General features: G+C 62.5%; 14 protein-coding genes. 8 read left to right on the top strand and 6 right to left on the bottom strand.

The genetic code is table 11. The features are described from left to right. Positions 1-54 precede the first annotated feature (54 nt). The 6 genes from H6851_05680 (at position 55) to H6851_05655 (ending at position 7,776) form a co-directional block, all read left to right on the top strand. Positions 55-534 carry a hypothetical protein gene (locus H6851_05680; protein MCB9943097.1) on the top strand — a complete coding sequence of 160 codons (480 nt, stop codon included), beginning with the start codon at positions 55-57 and terminating at the stop codon, positions 532-534. Between the two features lie 149 nt (positions 535-683). After that, positions 684-2,048, top strand: a complete 1,365-nt coding sequence (gene glmU / locus H6851_05675; protein MCB9943096.1) for a bifunctional UDP-N-acetylglucosamine diphosphorylase/glucosamine-1-phosphate N-acetyltransferase GlmU — start codon at positions 684-686, stop codon at positions 2,046-2,048. A gap of 86 nt (positions 2,049-2,134) precedes the next feature. After that, positions 2,135-3,109, top strand: coding sequence for a tetratricopeptide repeat protein (locus H6851_05670; GenBank protein MCB9943095.1), 975 nt, complete (start codon positions 2,135-2,137; stop codon positions 3,107-3,109). A gap of 203 nt (positions 3,110-3,312) precedes the next feature. Further along, a complete protein-coding gene (locus tag H6851_05665; GenBank protein ID MCB9943094.1) occupies positions 3,313-4,647 on the top strand; it encodes a D-alanyl-D-alanine carboxypeptidase in 1,335 nt (444 codons plus the stop codon). Positions 4,648-4,912: 265 nt separating this feature from the next. Beyond that, positions 4,913-6,565: an acyl-CoA synthetase gene (locus tag H6851_05660; GenBank protein ID MCB9943093.1), complete on the top strand. Its 1,653-nt coding sequence runs from the start codon at positions 4,913-4,915 to the stop codon at positions 6,563-6,565. Between the two features lie 41 nt (positions 6,566-6,606). Beyond that, complete coding sequence (locus tag H6851_05655; protein MCB9943092.1) at positions 6,607-7,776, top strand: fumarylacetoacetate hydrolase family protein; 1,170 nt, start codon at positions 6,607-6,609, stop codon at positions 7,774-7,776. A gap of 219 nt (positions 7,777-7,995) precedes the next feature. On the opposite strand, the gene H6851_05650 is transcribed toward H6851_05655, so the two are convergent. Beyond that, positions 7,996-8,205 carry a YdcH family protein gene (locus H6851_05650; protein MCB9943091.1) on the bottom strand — a complete coding sequence of 70 codons (210 nt, stop codon included), beginning with the start codon at positions 8,203-8,205 and terminating at the stop codon, positions 7,996-7,998. Positions 8,206-8,567: 362 nt separating this feature from the next. Between H6851_05650 and H6851_05645 the strand changes: the two genes are divergently transcribed. Both H6851_05645 and H6851_05640 read left to right on the top strand, forming a co-directional pair. Next, positions 8,568-9,356 (top strand): hypothetical protein, encoded by a 789-nt coding sequence (locus H6851_05645; GenBank protein MCB9943090.1) that lies wholly within the window; start codon positions 8,568-8,570, stop codon positions 9,354-9,356. A 209-nt stretch (positions 9,357-9,565) separates the two neighbouring features. Then, the gene (locus H6851_05640; GenBank protein ID MCB9943089.1) at positions 9,566-11,095 is read left to right on the top strand and encodes an NAD(P)/FAD-dependent oxidoreductase; all 1,530 of its coding nucleotides are present in this window, start codon (positions 9,566-9,568) and stop codon (positions 11,093-11,095) included. On the opposite strand, the gene ppk2 is transcribed toward H6851_05640, so the two are convergent. From ppk2 to ccoG, 5 genes are all read right to left on the bottom strand, one after another. Beyond that, complete coding sequence (gene ppk2, locus H6851_05635) at positions 11,082-12,281, bottom strand: polyphosphate kinase 2 (GenBank protein ID MCB9943088.1); 1,200 nt, start codon at positions 12,279-12,281, stop codon at positions 11,082-11,084. The genes H6851_05640 and ppk2 overlap by 14 nt on opposite strands. A gap of 86 nt (positions 12,282-12,367) precedes the next feature. Next, positions 12,368-13,339, bottom strand: a complete 972-nt coding sequence (cysK, locus tag H6851_05630; GenBank protein MCB9943087.1) for a cysteine synthase A — start codon at positions 13,337-13,339, stop codon at positions 12,368-12,370. Between the two features lie 55 nt (positions 13,340-13,394). Next, on the bottom strand, positions 13,395-15,563 hold the full coding sequence (gene cadA, locus H6851_05625; protein ID MCB9943086.1) for a cadmium-translocating P-type ATPase: 2,169 nt from the start codon (positions 15,561-15,563) through the stop codon (positions 13,395-13,397). After that, positions 15,563-16,051: a FixH family protein gene (locus tag H6851_05620; protein ID MCB9943085.1), complete on the bottom strand. Its 489-nt coding sequence runs from the start codon at positions 16,049-16,051 to the stop codon at positions 15,563-15,565. The genes cadA and H6851_05620 overlap by 1 nt, the downstream gene beginning before the upstream one ends. Beyond that, on the bottom strand, positions 16,048-17,499 hold the full coding sequence (ccoG, locus tag H6851_05615) for a cytochrome c oxidase accessory protein CcoG (GenBank protein ID MCB9943084.1): 1,452 nt from the start codon (positions 17,497-17,499) through the stop codon (positions 16,048-16,050). Before ccoG ends, H6851_05620 begins: the two co-directional genes overlap by 4 nt. Positions 17,500-17,594: the final 95 nt, after the last annotated feature.

Here is a 17,594-nt window from a genome sequence, read left to right as displayed (position 1 = left end):
CATCGACCGCATGACATGGCTATTCGTGTGGAAATGGCAGGCGGAGGAGCCCGGATGGTCGAAAAGGTATCGGGATATCGCAGGACGGGCGGCATCCGGGCACCGGGCTCGCTTCTCGGGGTCGCCATGGGCATTCTCTGCGGGTGCGGGGCCATGACCGACGGCCTCGACCCGCAGGTGGAGCGGAGCGTGCGCGACTATTACGAAAAATGGGCCGTCGAGAATCGCGCCCTTTGCACCAACCCGCGAATGAATGCCATCACGCGTGTCAATGAAGTGTCGAGAAATGCGGACCGGATTGAAGTCAATCTCCGTTATGACGTTGTCGGCGGGGTCAATGCCGAGGATCCGTCGCGGGGTGGTCACTGTCACGGTTTCAACGACCGTCGCTTCGTTCTCACTCATGACGACAGGCGATGGAATGTCACCTACATGAGCGGCTGGCAGCACAAGAACGCCGGGCTCGATCTGGGGCCGGTCAATCTGGGAGTCCATATGCCGCCGGTCCTCGGCGGCGTGATCTACAATCCGTGATCCCGGGATGGCAGATCATCCCCGGAGACCCCGGTGACGACAAATGCCGGCGTATCGGTGGCTGATCGGCATACAGGCGACCTTGCATCGATCCGTCATGAACGCTAGTTCGACCCTCGGACCTCGAATCTTTCATGAGCAGGTGACCGATGAGCGTGGGGCTTTTGAGCGCTGTAGTCCTTGCAGCCGGCAAGGGTACGCGGATGCGCGCACCTCTTCCCAAGGTTTTGCATCCGCTGGCCGGTCGACCGCTGATAGGACATGTCCTGAAGCTGACACAAGATCTCGGCTGCGAGCGAACGGTCCTGGTTCTCGCTCCCGGCATGGAGACCGTGGAAAACGTCGCCCGGGAAATCGACCCGGAACTTCGTATCGCTATTCAGGATCCCCCCCTGGGCACCGGGCATGCGGTCGCTGCGGCGATGGGCGGTCTGGAAGGCCGCGGAACGGTTCTTGTACTGTTCGGCGACACTCCACTGTTGCTGGAGGATACCGTACGGCGCCTTGTGGCTGCGCGGGAACTTCATGGCGCCGCCGTCGCGGTGCTCGGCATGAATCCGCCCGCGAACGATGGCTACGGCCGCTTGCGGATCGGCGATGACGGGCATCTTGTCGAGATCGTCGAGCATCGTCATGCCGACGAGAAGCTGCGCCGCGAGGGCCTGTGCAATTCCGGCGTGATGGCCATCGACGGCGCATTGCTGCGCGAGCTGGTCGAAGCCATCGAACTGCAACCGGAAAAGAACGAGTATTACCTGACGGATATCGTCACTCTGGCTGTTCGGCGTGGCTATAATTGCGTATCGCTCGAAGGGCCCTGGCAGGAAGGTCACGGCGTCAATTCCCAGGCACAGCTTGCCGAGGCCGAAGCCATCTGGCAGAATCGCCGCCGGACGGAGTTGATGGATGCCGGAGTGATCATGCCTGCTCCCGAGACCGTCTGGCTTTGTGCCGATGTCGATATCTGTGCCGGAGCGGTTATTGAGCCCAATGTGGTCTTTGCCGGTCGCGCGCAGGTGGGCGAAGGTGCGCGCATCCGCGCATTCAGCCATGTCGAGGATGCCGATATCGGCCCCGGCGCAATTGTTGGCCCCTATGCGCGGTTGCGCCCCGGTTCCAGGCTTGCAGCCGATGTCCACGTGGGCAATTTCGTCGAGATCAAGAATGCGGAACTCGGTCCCGGAGCCAAGGCGAACCACCTCACCTATCTCGGCGATTGCAGCGTGGGCGGCGGCTCGAACATCGGCGCCGGAACGATCACCTGCAATTATGACGGCTTCGGCAAGCATCGGACCGAACTGGGCGAACGGGTTTTCATCGGCTCGAATTCGGCACTGGTTGCCCCGGTCAGCATTGGCGATGGTGCCATTGTCGGAGCCGGAAGCGTGATTACCAGAAATGTGCCGGCCGGAGCTGTCGCACTGACCCGAAGTCCGCAGAATGTTCATGAAGGTGCGGCGGAGCCGCTTCGGCAGAAGTTGCGCAAGACCCGGAATGCCAGGAAGCGCGGCTGACGAAATGGCTTTTGAATGCTACACTTTTGCCTTGATGAATGCGCACCGTGGACGATGGTCCTCCCCCTTGAAAGGAGTTTGATGGAATGCGCGGTCTGCTGATCCTCGCCGCTTTCGCTCTTGTCCTATGGCAAGGTTCCGCACATGCCGATGCACTGACTGATGTGAAGGAAGGCAACACGGCTTTCAAATCCGGTCAGTACCAACTTGCCATCGACGCCTTCGGCAGGGCGATCACCTCGGGCGAACTCGATCCGGAGGCGCTGGCGATCACCTACAACAATCGAGGTGTCGCACTCGGTGAGATCGGAGACACCGATCGTGCCATAGAGGACTACAGCAAGGCACTGACGCTGTCCCCCAAGGACGAGACCACCTTGCGCAACCTGCGCGTCGCTTACCTGAAGCGCGGCATGGATTACATCAAGGAGAACTCGGCCGAAAAAGCTCGCGCCGACTTCGACTCAGCCATCGCGACCGATCCGACCCACCCCGCGGCCTATATCAAGCGCGCCCAGCTGAACGCGGAAGAAGGTGACCTCGACGGTGCGCTTGCCGACTACAAGGCCGCGCTCGCGAGAGATCCCGAGAATGCCGATCTCAAGAGGGTCGTGGGTCAACTTGAAGCCGCCATGTCGGCTCCGGCAGCTACCCCGACCGCCAGCAACTCGCCTCCCGCGATTCCGGAATCCTCCATGGCGCAGACGACTACCGATGCGGAATCGGCGGCCGCATCCGTTCCCACGGCACCGGTTGCCGCGGATAGGGGCGTGGATGACGCTGCCACGACCGGCGGCGACACCGCAAGGACGGAACCGGAAAGCACGGCCGCGGAACAGGCCGTTGCCCCGGCCGATTCCGGCAACGGGGACATCTATCGGACGATTTCGGCCGTGTATTTTCGCGCGGGACCCAGCAACGACGATGCTCGGGTCGGAGCAGTGGACGGCAATGTCAAGGTGCGGGTCATCGGCGAGAAGCTCGGTTGGAAAAGGGTCGTCCTGCCCAATGGCCAGGAGGGATACATCTACAAGAAGTGGCTTGAGCCTGTTGCGGAATGATCGCACGACGGGAACGCATGCGACACAATTCCATAAAAAAGTACGCCTGTTAGTTGATTTCCTTTAATCGAACGTTAACCATTTGCGATAAGTATTGCAGCTGACGTTCGTTATCTGGAATGCTGCGTGCAGCGGTTGGACATTCACCCATCGTCGAAGGACCCGTGATCGTGACAGGCGTGTTCAAATTTGGCGTGAGAGTCATGGCTGTCCTGGCCATGGCATGGTTCGCGACGGCAACTCCGGCCGCTGCGCGTCAGTACACCGCTATCGTCATGGACTATGATACCGGCAAGATCATCCATTCCAGTCACGTGGACAAGCTGGTCTATCCGGCCTCGCTGACGAAGATGATGACCTTGTACATGCTGTTCGACGCGATGGACGCCGGAAAGCTGAGCCTGAAATCGAAACTGAAGGTCAGCCGCAGGGCCGCCGGCATGCCGGCCTCGCGCCTTGGCCTGAAGCGGGGCGCGACGATCAGCGTCGAGGATGCCATCTTCGCCCTGACCACCAAGTCGGCCAACGACGTCGCTGTCGTCATTGCCGAGGCGCTGGCCGACAGCGAGATCCAGTTCGCGATCAAGATGACCAAGAAGGCGCGTGCGCTCGGCATGAGCAAGACGACCTTCAAGAACGCATCCGGCCTGCCCAATCGCCACCAGAAGACCACTGCCCGCGACATGGCGACACTCGCCCGCAGCCTGATTTCCAGGCATGGCGACCGTTACCGGTATTTCAGTGCGGCTTCCTTTCGCTACAATGGTCGGACCTATCGCACCCATAACAGGTTGATGAAGCGTTATGACGGCATGGATGGTCTCAAGACGGGTTACATCCAGGCTTCGGGATTCAATCTCGCGGCGTCGGCGAAGCGGAACGGCCGTCGCATCATCACCGTGGTATTCGGTGGCCGCACGGCAACCTCGCGTGATGCGGAAGTTGCCCGCCTGATGGATCTGGGTTTTTCGAAACTTCCGAAGAAACCCGAACCGGCGCCGCTCCTCGTATTGGGTCCCCCCAGGATCAAGCCCGCGGCGCCGGCTACGGTATTGGCCAGCATCGATCCCGTGTTGCCCAAGCCGGCGATGGCCGGCACGCAGACTGACGAGCCGCAGATCGTGGCACTGGCCGAATCTCTCGTCGATGATTCCGGCGATTTGCCGGTGGTGGTGGCCCCCGTCGTCGCCTCGGATGACGACCTGATGCTGCCGGCCCCCAAGCCGGGAATGCGCCTCAAGGAAGGCCAGCCCAAGCAGCTCGCCCAGGGAGATTACGGTGTTCAGGTCGGTGCCTACCATGACGCGAACAAGGCGCGACGTCAGGCGTACAGGATAGCCCAGAAACTGCCGTCGATCCTGCTCAAGGGGAATGTCGACGTCAGCGCCCTGCGCAGCGGCCGGCGGCCGGTCTATCGTTCCCGCCTCGTCGGCCTGAGCCAGAAGGAAGCCGAGACCGCATGCAAGGCGCTGCACCGCCAGAAGCAGGATTGCCTTGTCCTGCGTACGGGCCCCATGCGCGTCGCCGCCGCCCGCTGAACGTCCGATCCTCTCGGAAAGACTTGCCAGATGCGCCGCCGGATCGATTCCGGCGGCGTTTCCATGTTTGCAATCTTCCCGAATTGCCGGATTTCGCGAAGAAGTCATCGAAGAAGCGCATGACGGGAGCAGACTCATGCGCATGCCTTGTTTCAGGCTCGCGGCCATCCTGATATGTATGGGCAAACGGCACACCGTCGCTGCGTGCAACTGGCAGGCAGGCGCATTCGGAATGCCGTGCCTATTGGGGAGGTGAATCGATCCGATGACACGCTACTGCCGGCACCCGGCGCAATCCGCGTACGAACGGAACCTCGATCGCAACGATGCGAATTTCACCAGCCTGACACCATTGAGCTTCCTGGAACGTACCGCCGACATCCACCCCGAACGCATCGCGGTCATCCACGGCCCGATCCGGCGCAGCTACGCCGAACTGCGCGAACGCTGCCGCAGGCTCGCGTCGGCGCTGGTGAAGAACGGCATCGTTCCCGGAGATACGGTGGCGATCATGGCCCCCAATATCCCGGCGATGGTCGAGGCCCATTACGGCGTTCCCATGGCCGGTGCGGTCCTCAACGCGCTCAACTACCGCCTCGACGCCGCGACCCTTGCCTACATCATCGAACACAGTGAAACCCGCCTGATCCTGGTCGACAGCGAGTTCGCACCGGCGATCCGGGAAGCACTGGACAGTATCGGCCGCAAGGTCGCCGTCGTCGACATCATCGACCCGGAATATCGCGGCGCCACCGGGACCTCTCCGGGAGACATCGAATACGAGGCGTTCCTGCGTTCGGGCGATGCCGATTTCGATCCCCTTCTCCCCGCCGACGAATGGCAGGCCATATCGCTGAACTACACGTCGGGCACGACCGGCCACCCCAAGGGGGTCGTCTACCATCATCGGGGCGCCTATCTGAATGCGGTCGGCAACGTGATCGTATGGGGCATGGAACAGGCTTCGGTCTATCTCTGGACACTGCCGATGTTTCACTGCAACGGGTGGTGCTTTCCATGGACGGTCTGCCTTCAGGCCGGGACGCATGTCTGCCTGCGACGGGTCGAGAGCGCCGCCATCTACACCGCGATCGCCGAACATGGCGTCACCCATCTGTGCGGCGCTCCGATCGTCATGAGCCTCATCGTGAATGCACCCGACAGCGACCGGCGCGACTTCGGCCACAAGGTGCGGATGATGACGGCGGCCTCAGCGCCGCCGGCTGCCGTACTCGAAAGGATGGAACGGCTCGGCATCGAGGTCACGCACGTCTACGGCCTCACCGAAGTCTATGGTCCCGCGACCGTCTGCGCGGTCCAGGATGACTGGTCCGGCCTCGACAGCCGTGCCCGCGCCGACCGGATGGCCCGGCAGGGCGTGCGCTATCCCGTGCTCGAAGGGCTGTCGGTCATGGATCCCGGAACCATGGTGGAAGTTCCGCGCGATGGAACGACCGTCGGCGAGATCATGATGCGGGGCCACGACGTCATGAAGGGCTACCTCAAGAACCGGGAGGCCACCGACACCGCCTTTGCCGGAGGATGGTTCCACACCGGCGACCTCGCTGTCTGCCACGCCGACGGCTATGTCGAGATCAGGGACCGGTCGAAGGACATCATCATTTCCGGCGGCGAGAATATCTCCTCGATCGAGGTGGAAGGGGCGCTCTATCGCCACCCTTCCGTTCTTGAAGCCGCCGTCGTCGCCCGTCCCGACGAAAAGTGGGGCGAGACTCCCTGTGCCTTCGTCACATTGAAGGAGGGTACAGAGGTCTCCCACGCCGAACTCCAGACGCACTGCCGGGAACATCTCGCCCATTACAAGGTCCCCAGGACGTTCATTTTCGGCCCGCTGCCCAAGACTTCGACCGGCAAGGTCCAGAAATTCCAGCTCCGGGAGCGGGCGCGCGGGCTTTGACGCCGCCCGCCTCCGACACATCATCAGCAAGGGGAGAAACGATGAGCCTTGAACTGTCCGCCGAACGGACACTGCCGGAAGATGGCTGCAAGGGAACGCTGCTCGGGCGCGTGTGGCTCGATGACGGCCCGCATGTCGTGCGGGTCGAACGGGACGGCCTGGTCGACCTGACCCGCAAGTTCCCGCTGATGAGCGAACTGCTCGATCTCGACGATCCGGCCGATGCCGCGCGTTCCGTGCAGGGCGAGCGCCTCATGGGTCTCGACGAGTTGCTGCGCTCCACGGTTGCCGCCGATCGGTCGCCGACAACCCCGCGCCTGCTTGCTCCCGTCGACCTGCAGGCCCTCAAGGCGGCAGGCGTGACCTTCGTCAGGAGCATGCTGGAGCGGGTCATCGAAGAGCAGGCGCGTGGCGATGCAGCGAGGGCGCTCGATATCCGCACCCGCGTCGAGTCGCTGATCGGCGGCGATTTGCGCTCGGTCGAACCGGGCTCGCAGGGCGCGCTGAAACTCAAGGATCACCTGATCGAACAGGGCCTCTGGTCGCAATATCTGGAAGTCGGCATCGGTGTCGATGCGGAAATATTCACCAAAGCGCAACCAATGAGCGCTGTCGGCCATGGTGACCAGGTGGGCCTGCATCCGCGGTCGAACTGGAACAACCCCGAACCCGAGGTGGTGCTGGCCATATCTTCCAAAGGCCGCATCGTCGGCGCGACGCTCGGAAACGACGTCAACCTGCGCGATTTCGAGGGGCGCAGTGCGCTGTTGCTGAGCAAGGCCAAGGACAACAACGCATCCTGCTCCATCGGCCCGTTCATCCGCCTCTTCGACGACAGCTACGGTCTTGATGACGTGCGCGGCGAAACGGTCGAGCTCGAAGTGACCGGCAAGGACGGCTTCGTCCTGCGCGGTTCGAGTTCAATGAGCCAGATCAGCCGCGACCCGCTGGACCTCGCCCAGGCGCTTTGCGGCCATACGCACCAATACCCCGATGGCGCGGTGCTCTTCTGCGGAACCATGTTTGCGCCCACCGAGGACCGGGACGTCAAGGGAGAAGGCTTCACCCACAAGGCGGGCGACATCGTCACCATCCGCAGTGCGGGACTGGGAGCGCTTGTCAACGATGTGACAACTTCCGACAAGGCGGCACCATGGGTCTTCGGTACCACTGCCCTGCTGCGGAATCTCTCTTCGCGCAACCTGCTCTGAATCACGTTGTCGTCGCAACGGGTCCATCGATACAGGACAGGGCACCTTCAGGTGCCCTGTCGCGAAGCCCGTTGGAGTTCTGGTCACATGTTCTGCGCCAAGGACCGCAGTCCCTGTCGACATTCCTCCGCATCCGGCGAAAAACACATCAAGGAACAACATGCCGCCGCTGATGCGGGCTACAAACGAAAACGGCCGCTCACGCGACCTTGCCGAAGTTCAGTTGATGGTTGCGGAGCTGGCAGCTCCCGCACGACTCTCAACTTCCAATTGTAAATTCTCCAGCTCATCCTTGACCCGGAGCTTTTCCCGTTTGAGCTTCGCAAGAGTTGTCTGGTCAGGAAGGGGTCTATGTTGCTCGTCGTCGATAAGCTGTTCGAGACGGGCATGCTTGCTTCGGAGACTTACGACATGCTCTTGCAAGGACATTTTGCTTGTAACCTCCTGATTGGCATTAGCAACACCGGCCAGTGTAATAAGCTCGCCTTAAAAATGCCATAATAAAAACTTGCACACCGGATGGAACTACCTTAAAAAGCCACACCAATTTTCGTAAAATTTATCAACTCCCTGTTTTTCCAGAATTTTTGCCATAAAATCTTGATTTGCATTGAATATTCTCGCGACTTTTTGATTTTCCGTGAACCGGTCCGAACCTTCGCTTTCCACATGAAGCGCTTTGTCTTGGTCCGTTCACCGGGTATGGCTTGACCGGCACGACAGATGTCGAAATCATTTATAAGAAAAAATTCCTTGACTCTTGCGCTACCCTTCCATCATAACCTCCCCCCATGTCCCACACCCCCACCACGTCTCTCCCCATATTGCCGCGCAAACTCGCCGGCCGGGTCTTTCGCTGGGGCGCGGTTCGTTTCCTGAAGGTGTGCTGGCTGGTGGCGACCGGGCGGCGCGGGGTGCTGTCGGGGCCGCAGGTCCGGCTTGATGTGGCGGAGGTCGACGGGCTGGAACATCTGCCGCATGTGGCGGGTGTCCTGTCGGCGATGCGGGCGGGACTATCCCCACATGGTGGTCATGGCCTCCGGGTGATCCTCCACCGTCTGCTGCTGTTTCACTCCCGCGACTGGTTCCGCCAGTTGCAGGACAACTCCCTGGCGCAATCCGTCGCATCGGCGGATGGTGCCGAAAGGGCATGGCTGGATCGTGCCGGACGCAGGGGAATGGGGAATGTCATCACCTCGCTGCTGAAGTCGGTGGCCAGAGGGATCGACGTGCCGGATGTCTGCCCGGTGCCATGGTCGCTCACGAAGGACACTCCCGGAGCGGCGAAACCCGCAAGGGCGAGGAAATCCCGCAGCGAGGAGGAAAGGCTCCGCGCCAGGGGACGGTCCCGCCTGCTGAAAAGTCTCCACGAGCATATCCTCGACGCGATGATGACGACCCCGCAGGCGGGAGCGTTTGCCATCTTCGCGCCGGACGAACTGCGCCTGATCCGCGCGCTTCCGCCCGGCGATTTCCCCGACCTGCCGCCGCCGCCTGTGCCGCCCGTGCCAACGCTGCGGCCGCTGCCGGTCTGCAAACCCCACCCGGTATTCGGAAAATCGCTCTCCGGCATCCCCTGACGCCTTCGTGCGGGGTTATTTTACAATGAAAATAGTGTAATTGTAGGACCTCCCTTTTTCTTCCTCCCTTTCCTTCCTCAAGGATCGCATGCCCTGCCGATGCTGCTAGGATACCGGTGTCGGAGTTATGAATTCGGGGAGGAATTCACTTGGTTGAGCGACACGCGTTTGATGCCGTGATTGTCGGGGCGGGATTTTCAGGGCTCTACATGCTGCATCGGCTGCGCGGCCTGGGCATGACCGCCCGTGTGATCGAGGCCGGAGACGATGTCGGCGGGACATGGTACTGGAACCGCTATCCGGGCGCGCGATGCGATATCCAGAGTCTCGAATATTCCTATTCCTTCGACAAGGCGCTTGAGCAGGAGTGGGAGTGGAGCGAGCGGTTTGCGTCACAACCGGAGATTCTCGACTATGCGCGACATGTGGCCGAACGGTTCGATCTGCGTCGGGACATCACCTTCTCGACACGGGTGGAGCGGGCCCGGTTCGACGACGACGGGAACCTCTGGCATGTCGACGCGCAGGGTCTGGCGCTCGATGCCCGCTTCCTGATCCTTGCCACGGGCTGCCTGTCGTCTCCCAATCGCCCGACAATGGAGGGGCTGGACAGTTTCGGCGGACGCGTCTTCCATACCGGCGAATGGCCGCATGAGAAGATTGATTTCACCGGCCGGCGGGTGGGCGTGATCGGAACGGGGTCTTCGGCCGTGCAGTCGATCCCGGTGATCGCGGAGGAGGCGGCGCGCCTCACGGTGTTCCAGCGCACGCCCAACTTCATTGTTCCGGCGCGCAACCGTCCGCTCGGCGAGGACGAGCAGGCGGAGATGAAGGCGCATTACGCCGAGATCCGGGCACGGGCGCGGATGCGCCGCAACTACATCGATTTCCCCTTCGATCCGCGATCCGCGCTGGAGGTCGACGATGCGGAGCGCGAGCAGGTCTACGAGGATCGCTGGCAGCTGGGCGGGCTGTCGTTCAACAACTGCTTCGCCGACCAGTTGACGAACCCGCGGTCCAACGAACTGGCCGGCAACTTCATCAGGCGCAAGATCGCCCAGGCGGTGAAGGACCCGCAGGTGGCCGAACGGCTGACGCCCGCGAGCGTGATCGGCTGCAAGCGGCTGTGCGTCGACACCGGCTATTACGAGACGTTCAACCTTCCCCATGTGGAACTGGTCGACATTTCGCAAGCGCCAATCGGACGGATCACCGAGGGCGGGCTGGTGGCCGGCGGGCGGACCTTCGAGCTGGACGACATCGTCTTTGCCACCGGCTTCGATGCGATGACCGGCAGCCTGGATCGCATTCGCATCGAGGGTACCGGCGGGCGGACGCTGAAGCAGAAGTGGAGCGAAGGGCCGGTGAGCTATCTGGGCCTGATGGTGGAGGGATTCCCCAACCTCTTCACCATCACCGGACCGGGCAGCCCGTCGGTGCTGAGCAACATGCTGGCGTCGATCGAGCAGCATGTCGAATGGGTGAGCGACTGTCTGGCGGCGCTGGCATCGGATGGCCGGACACGGATCGAGGCGGAGGCCGACGCCGAGGCGCAGTGGGTCGAACACGTGCGGGAGGTGGCCGGCCGTACCCTCTACCCCACCTGCAACAGCTGGTATCTCGGGGCCAATATTCCCGGCAAGCCGCGGGTGTTCATGCCCTATGTCGGCTGCCCGCCCTATCGCGAGATCTGCGACAGGGTGGCAGCCGAGGGTTATCGCGGGTTCAGGATTTGCTGACCCCGTCGGCGTTCGCCTTGCGCTTGTCGGGGTGCTGGCTATTCACGAGCACGTTCTCGCTACGGCCGATCACGTGCTCGCTGTGCCCGACGATCAGCGGATCCGGCTCGTGGATGAGGTGAAAGTTCTTGTCCGGATAAGGCAGCACATTGAGGAAGTGGCGCATGGTTTCGAGCCGTGCGCGCTTCTTGTCGTCGGACTTGATGATGGTCCAGGGCGCGTCGGCGATGTCGGTGTAGAAGAACATCGCTTCCTTGGCCTCGGTATATTCGGGCCAGCGATCCATCGAGGCGCGATCCATGGGCGACAGCTTCCACTGCTTGAGCGGGTCGTGCTCGCGGGCGGCGAAGCGGCGCGACTGCTCTTCCTGGGTCACCGAGAACCAGTACTTGAACATCCAGATCCCGCTGCGCACGAGCATTCGCTCGACCTCGGGGCACTGGCGCATGAATTCGAGGTACTCGTTGGCCGTGCAGAAGCCCATGACCCGCTCCACGCCGGCCCGGTTGTACCACGAGCGGTCGAACATGACGATTTCGCCGCCGGCCGGCAGGTGCTGGATGTAGCGCTGGAAGAACCACTGGGTCTTCTCGCGCTCGGACGGCTTTTCCAGGGCAATGACCTTGGCGCCGCGCGGATTGAGGTGCTCCATGAAACGCTTGATCGTGCCGCCCTTGCCGGCAGCGTCGCGCCCCTCGAACAGCAGCACGACCTTCTGCTGCGTGTCCTTGATCCAGGCCTGCGCCTTCAGCAGCTCGACCTGAAGTTCGGCCTTCTGCTTTTCGTAGGTCCTCCGGCGGATCTTCGAATGATAGGGATATTCCCCTGTTTCAAACATTCTCCGGATGAGTGCAGGATCGCGGCGCATTTCCGCCAGCACATGGGCACGGCTGCCTTCCCCTGCCGCAGGCGGTTCGCCGTCGACAGCAATCGCACCATCCTTCCCGCTCCCATCAGCCGCAACGGAAGGTCCGGCAGATTTTCTACTTTTGGCAACTTTCCCCGATTTGGGCGTAGTAGCCTTGGCAGACTTGCCGGTTTCACGGGCGACGGCAGGTTCGCTCCCTGTCTCGGCGGTGCCTGCAACCACAGACGGAGCGCTGCCGTTGGACGCCCCGCCGGCGTCGGTTGTATCCTTGAGCTTCGGCGCTTCGGCCTCCACAGGCGTGCGGTCGTTCTGGTCCATACGGCTTACGTCCTCCTGGTCGACACGAACCCGGTTCGTGAGTCTGGCTGCGGGGTCACATCATGGCGTTGATGCAGATCAACCGGTCAATACCCCTCGAAAAGTGCAGTCGTGATGTAGCGCTCCGCGAAGGACGGGACGATAACGACAACCATCTTGCCCTCCATCTCCGGGCGCTCGGCGACTTCGCAGGCCGCCGCCACCGCCGCGCCGGAGCTGATGCCGGCCGGAATTCCCTCGAGTCTTGCCAGTTCACGCGAGGTCTGCAGCGCGGTTTCGTTGGCAATCTTGACCACTTCGTCGATAAGATCGGTATCGAGAATATCGGGAATGAAGCCGGCACCGATCCCCTGGATCATGTGGGGCGCAGGGTTGCCGCCCGAAAGGACCGGACTCGCTTCGGGCTCGACGGCGATCATCCTGAGGTCCGGCTTCTTCTCCTTGAGCACCTGACCGCAGCCGGTGAGCGTGCCGCCGGTGCCGACACCACTGACCACGGCATCGACCTTGCCGCCGGTATCGTTCCAGATCTCCAGAGCGGTCGTATGGCGGTGAATGGCTGGATTGGCCGGATTCTCGAACTGCCCGGGCATGATCGAGCCATCGATCTCGCGCAGCAGTTCCCTCGCCCGGTCGATGGCCCCCTTCATGCCCTTCTCGCGCGGCGTGAGTTCGATCTCCGCCCCAAGGAACCGAAGCATCTTGCGCCGTTCGACGGACATCGACTCCGGCATGGTCAGAATGAGCCGATAACCACGCGACGCGCACATGAACGCCAGGGCAATGCCGGTATTTCCGGACGTCGGCTCGACGATCGTTCCACCGGGCTTGAGCAGCCCCTCGGCTTCCATCGCATCGATCATCGACAGGCCGATGCGATCCTTCACGCTCGCCAGCGGGTTGAAGAACTCCAGCTTGAGCAGAAGATCAGCCCTCAGCCCCCGTTCCCCGCTGAACCGCGGCACGCGAACGAGCGGAGTATTGCCCACCGTTTCGGCGATGCTGTCGTAGATGCGGCCGCGGCCGGGTTCGTCGAGGCGGGTCGGCTGGTTATTCATGCTCGTTCCTCCAAACTTCTCGGTATCAAGATAGACCGGAAATTCGGTACAAGTGTCAATGTATAGAAATTCTCGACAATCGGAGAGCATTGGAAACAACGACGATGGAACTTGTCGACATGGCAATGGCTGCCAGAAGTGGCGTGACATATCCCGCCATCGCCAGCGGTATGGTTATCGCGTTGTAGCCGAAGGCCATGACGAGATTCTGAAGGACCAGCCGCCGCGAACTTCGTGCCACACCAAGTAATTCCATAATCGGGGAAAGGTGCCGCCCCTGGAAGACAACGTCGGCAGCCATCTGGCTGATATCCGCCGCGCTCGTCGGAGACACGGAGACATGGGCAGCAGCCAATGCCGGCGCATCGTTGAGACCATCGCCCACCATCATGACCCGATGCCCGGCATCCGCCTCATCCTGAAGCGCCCGGACCTTGTCGGCGGGCGTGCAGCGCGCCTCGTAGTCCCCGATGCCGACCTCCCGGGCAACGGCTGCCGCCACCGGCTCCCGGTCGCCCGACAGCATGGCCACGCCGAGCCCGCGCCCGGCCAGCGCATCGACCACCAGTGCGGCATCATCGCGCACCCGGTCCGAAAAGACGAACCGCACCGGCTCATGTCCCGGACGGTCGAGCCACAATTCCGGCTCATCGCCGCCCTCGACGTCGGGACCGGCAAAACCCGCCCGGCCAAGCCGGACATCGTCATGGACCAGCCCCGACCCGGCAATTTCCCGCACCGGCTTCAACCGCGGTGCATCGGGGCAGGCCGCCGCGACGGCCCGCGCGAGCGGATGCGTCGAATTCGCGGCCATTCCGGCAGCAATGCGCAATGCCTCGTCATCGACGGGCCGCTCCAGTTCCAGCACCCCTTCCGTCAGCGTCCCGGTCTTGTCGAACACGACCCGGTCGATATCGGCGAGGCGCTCAAGTGCGGTTGCCGACTTGAGCAGGATCCCCTGGCGCATCAGACGGCCGCTCGCCACGACCTGCACGGCCGGAACGGCAAGGCCCAGGGCGCAGGGACAGGTGACGACCAGCACGGCGACCGCTATCAGCAGCGATTCCTGCCAGCCAAGCCCGCCGATCAGCCACCAGTACAGGAAGGCCACCGCAGCGAGACTGTGGACCGCCGGCGCGTAGAAACCGGCCACCCGGTCAGCCAGGCTGACGAACCGGCCGCGTTTCTGTTCGGCCATCTCCATCATGCGCACGATCTCGGCAAGCAGCGTCCCCTCGCCGGCCGATGTCACCCGCATTTCCACGGCGGCACCGAGATTGATCGTCCCGGCGAACATCCGCTCGCCCGAAACGATCCCCAAGGGCGCGCTTTCCCCCGAAATCGTGCTCATGTCGAGTTCGGCATGCCCGGAGAGCAGGACCCCGTCGGCGCCGATGCGTTCGCCGGTGGCGATCAGGATCCGGTCTCCCTTGACCAGATCTTCCGATCGCACCGCCTGCGTCGAGCCGTCTGCGGCGATCCGGGTCACGGCCTTGGCGCCAATGGCCAGCAGCCGCTGGGCAGCGGCGCGTGCGCTGCCCCGTGCCCGTGTGTCGAGATAGCGGCCGACGAGCAGGAAGAAGAGCAACGTCACCGCACTGTCGAAATAGACATGCTCGCCACCGGTGACGGTCTCCAGCAGGCTCATGCCGCAGGCCAGCAGCAGGGCCAGGCTGATGGGCACGTCCATGTTGGTGTGCCCGTTGCGCAGGACCGATATCGCCGACCGGAAGAATGGTCGTCCAGCGTAGGCCACGGCCGGCAGGGTCACGAGGGCTTCGAACCAGTGGAGGAACGCGCGGGTCGCCTCGCCCATGCCCTCGAAATGACCGGCCCAGACGGACACGGCCAGCAGCATGACATTGGAGGCGGCGAAGCCTGCCACGGCAAGACAGCGCAGCAGGTACTTCTCATGGGACTGGTCGATGGCCCCCAGCCGTTCGGGATCGAACGGCACGGCGCCATAACCCAGATCCCGGACCGTTTCGGTGACCCGCTGGCCGATGGCGGGATCGCCGTGCCAGCCGACGGTGAGCCGCCGGGTCGTGAGATTCACCCGTGCCTGATCGACACCGGGGAGCCCGGACAGCGCCTTCTCGATCTTGCGCACGCAACCGCCGCAATGAACCCCTTCCACCATGAGGTGAAGGCGGTGGGCGGTCTTCCCCTCCGTCGACTGGATGAAGGGTTTCGGGTCGACCGCCCGCGGGATGACCGTGGCCATCAGCGCAGCACGTGACGGCCGTCACGCACAAGAAAGTCATCGCCACGGCGAATGACGGTGTGCGTGTTCCATATACCGGCCATCGTCGCGGTAAATTCAGCCTCGTACCTTCCCTGGCCGACGAAGGCGGGGACCACGCTGAAATCGTCGCCCTCATGGGTGGGACGTTCGAACTTCACCTCGATGTCGGCGTCATTGAGCGGCTGGCCCTCAAGGTCCCGCAGCTGGACGAGCAGGTGGCCGGTCAGGCCCTGATCCAGCTTCACCTCAAGGGCGAAATCCCATCCCAGTTCGTCCTGGGCTTCCGCCGCAGCAAGATTCTCGTTGTATTTCAACCCTTTTTCATACGACCCGGTCGTCGCGAGACCCGTCCAGCTATTGGCCGCATAGAAGATCATCGTACCGTTGGCGACCAGCACCACACCGAACAGGCCGACGAACAGCCAGGGAATCCACCAGCCGCGCTGCCGTTCCCGTTCCACCGTCATGGCCCCCTGAATACCGTCGCATGGAGGGTGCTGTCGCCGGTCGCCTTGTCCGTCAGAACGAAATCCAGATCCATGGAATGGCCCTCGATGTCCTTTCTGGGCAGGATCACCATCACCTTGTAGGTACCGACACCGTCCATGGGCACAACCATCTCGACGGATCTCGAAGGTTCGGTATCCCCCAGCTTTTCCAGCCTCGCGTCGTCAAGCCCCGGCACGGTCAGCTCGAAGGTCCGGTCCGTATTCTCCTTGTTCATGATCTTCAACGTGTAGGCGTTGCGGATGCTGCCATCGGCGAGCAGCACGAACAGGGGGTTGCGCTCGGGAAGGATGTTGACGTCGGATGTCTTGCGCGTGACGAGTGCCGCCAGCATGACCATGGCCACCAATGCCAGAATTGCCGCGTAGAGGACCGTCCGCGCACGGACAAGGTGGTTTTCCGAAGGCTTTCCCTCGGCGCGCAGCTCCTGGTTCCGTTCGCTGTCATAGGCGATGAGATTCCGCGGGCGGTCGACCTTTTCCATCACGCTGTTGCACGCGTCGATGCACAGGCCGCAGCCGATGCATTCGAGCTGGAAGCCGTCACGGATGTCGATGCCCATGGGACAGACGGCCACGCACTGGCGGCAGGACACGCAATCCCCGCGTCCTTCCCAGTCCTCGCCCTTCTTGTGCTTGCCGCGCGGCTCGCCACGCCAGGCCTCGTAGGTCACCGCCATGGTGTCCTCGTCGACCAGCGAGCCCTGGATGCGCGGCCACGGACACATGTATGTGCACACCTGTTCGCGGGCGTGCCCTGCCAGCAGGTAGGTCGTTGCGGTGAACAGGAAGGTGAAGAAATACACGGAAAGACCGGCATTTCCGGTCCAGAAATCGACCGTCACCGTCGGCGCATCGTTGAAGTACATGATCCACGCGCCGCCGGTCCAGAATGCGATGAACAGCCAGACCGCGTGCTTCAGGATGCGCTTGCGCAGTTTCCGTGCTGTCCAGGGCGCCTTGTCGAAGCGCATGCGGACGTTGCGGTCGCCCTCGATCCAGCGCTCCACCATCATGAACAGGTCCGTCCATACGGTCTGCGGGCAGGTGAAGCCGCACCACAGGCGGCCGAACAGGGCGGTGGCGAGAAACAGCCCGAAGGCCGCGAGCATGAGGATGCCCGTGAGGTAGTAGACCTCCTGCGGCCAGATCTCGATCCAGAAGAAATACAGCCGCCGCGTAGTAAAATCGGCAAGGATCGCCTGATCGGGCGCGGCGCCCGGCCGTTCCCAGCGAATCCACGGTGCAATGTAATAAAGCGCCAGCAGCGCCGTGAGCACGGCCCACTTGATGCGCCTGAACTTGCCCTTCACCGAGCGGGCATAGACCTCGACCCGCCCTCGGTAGAGCTTCGAATCACGCTGCTCCTTGCGGGATTCGACCTGTTCGATCGTGACGGCTTCGTCCATGGAACTTCCATACAGGTGGCGCCAACAGGGATGCCCTGCGCGTAACCGCAGATGACTTCATTGATCTGGCTCAAGGACAGGGCGGATCTCACCCG

This window comes from Geminicoccaceae bacterium, assembly GCA_020638465.1.
GTDB lineage: Bacteria > Pseudomonadota > Alphaproteobacteria > Geminicoccales > Geminicoccaceae > JAGREO01.
This window is presented reverse-complemented; position numbering and strand designations above follow the sequence as displayed.

What these genes read in the sequence shown, in the direction of transcription:
- H6851_05680 (MCB9943097.1), top strand. Translation starts at nt 55, where the DNA reads ATGGTCGAAAAGGTATCGGGATATCGCAGGACGGGCGGCATCCGGGCA.
- glmU (MCB9943096.1), top strand. Translation starts at nt 684, where the DNA reads ATGAGCGTGGGGCTTTTGAGCGCTGTAGTCCTTGCAGCCGGCAAGGGT.
- H6851_05670 (MCB9943095.1), top strand. Translation starts at nt 2,135, where the DNA reads ATGCGCGGTCTGCTGATCCTCGCCGCTTTCGCTCTTGTCCTATGGCAA.
- H6851_05665 (MCB9943094.1), top strand. Translation starts at nt 3,313, where the DNA reads ATGGCTGTCCTGGCCATGGCATGGTTCGCGACGGCAACTCCGGCCGCT.
- H6851_05660 (MCB9943093.1), top strand. Translation starts at nt 4,913, where the DNA reads ATGACACGCTACTGCCGGCACCCGGCGCAATCCGCGTACGAACGGAAC.
- H6851_05655 (MCB9943092.1), top strand. Translation starts at nt 6,607, where the DNA reads ATGAGCCTTGAACTGTCCGCCGAACGGACACTGCCGGAAGATGGCTGC.
- H6851_05650 (MCB9943091.1), bottom strand. Translation starts at nt 8,205, where the DNA reads ATGTCCTTGCAAGAGCATGTCGTAAGTCTCCGAAGCAAGCATGCCCGT.
- H6851_05645 (MCB9943090.1), top strand. Translation starts at nt 8,568, where the DNA reads ATGTCCCACACCCCCACCACGTCTCTCCCCATATTGCCGCGCAAACTC.
- H6851_05640 (MCB9943089.1), top strand. Translation starts at nt 9,566, where the DNA reads ATGCTGCATCGGCTGCGCGGCCTGGGCATGACCGCCCGTGTGATCGAG.
- ppk2 (MCB9943088.1), bottom strand. Translation starts at nt 12,281, where the DNA reads ATGGACCAGAACGACCGCACGCCTGTGGAGGCCGAAGCGCCGAAGCTC.
- cysK (MCB9943087.1), bottom strand. Translation starts at nt 13,339, where the DNA reads ATGAATAACCAGCCGACCCGCCTCGACGAACCCGGCCGCGGCCGCATC.
- cadA (MCB9943086.1), bottom strand. Translation starts at nt 15,563, where the DNA reads ATGGCCACGGTCATCCCGCGGGCGGTCGACCCGAAACCCTTCATCCAG.
- H6851_05620 (MCB9943085.1), bottom strand. Translation starts at nt 16,051, where the DNA reads ATGACGGTGGAACGGGAACGGCAGCGCGGCTGGTGGATTCCCTGGCTG.
- ccoG (MCB9943084.1), bottom strand. Translation starts at nt 17,499, where the DNA reads ATGGACGAAGCCGTCACGATCGAACAGGTCGAATCCCGCAAGGAGCAG.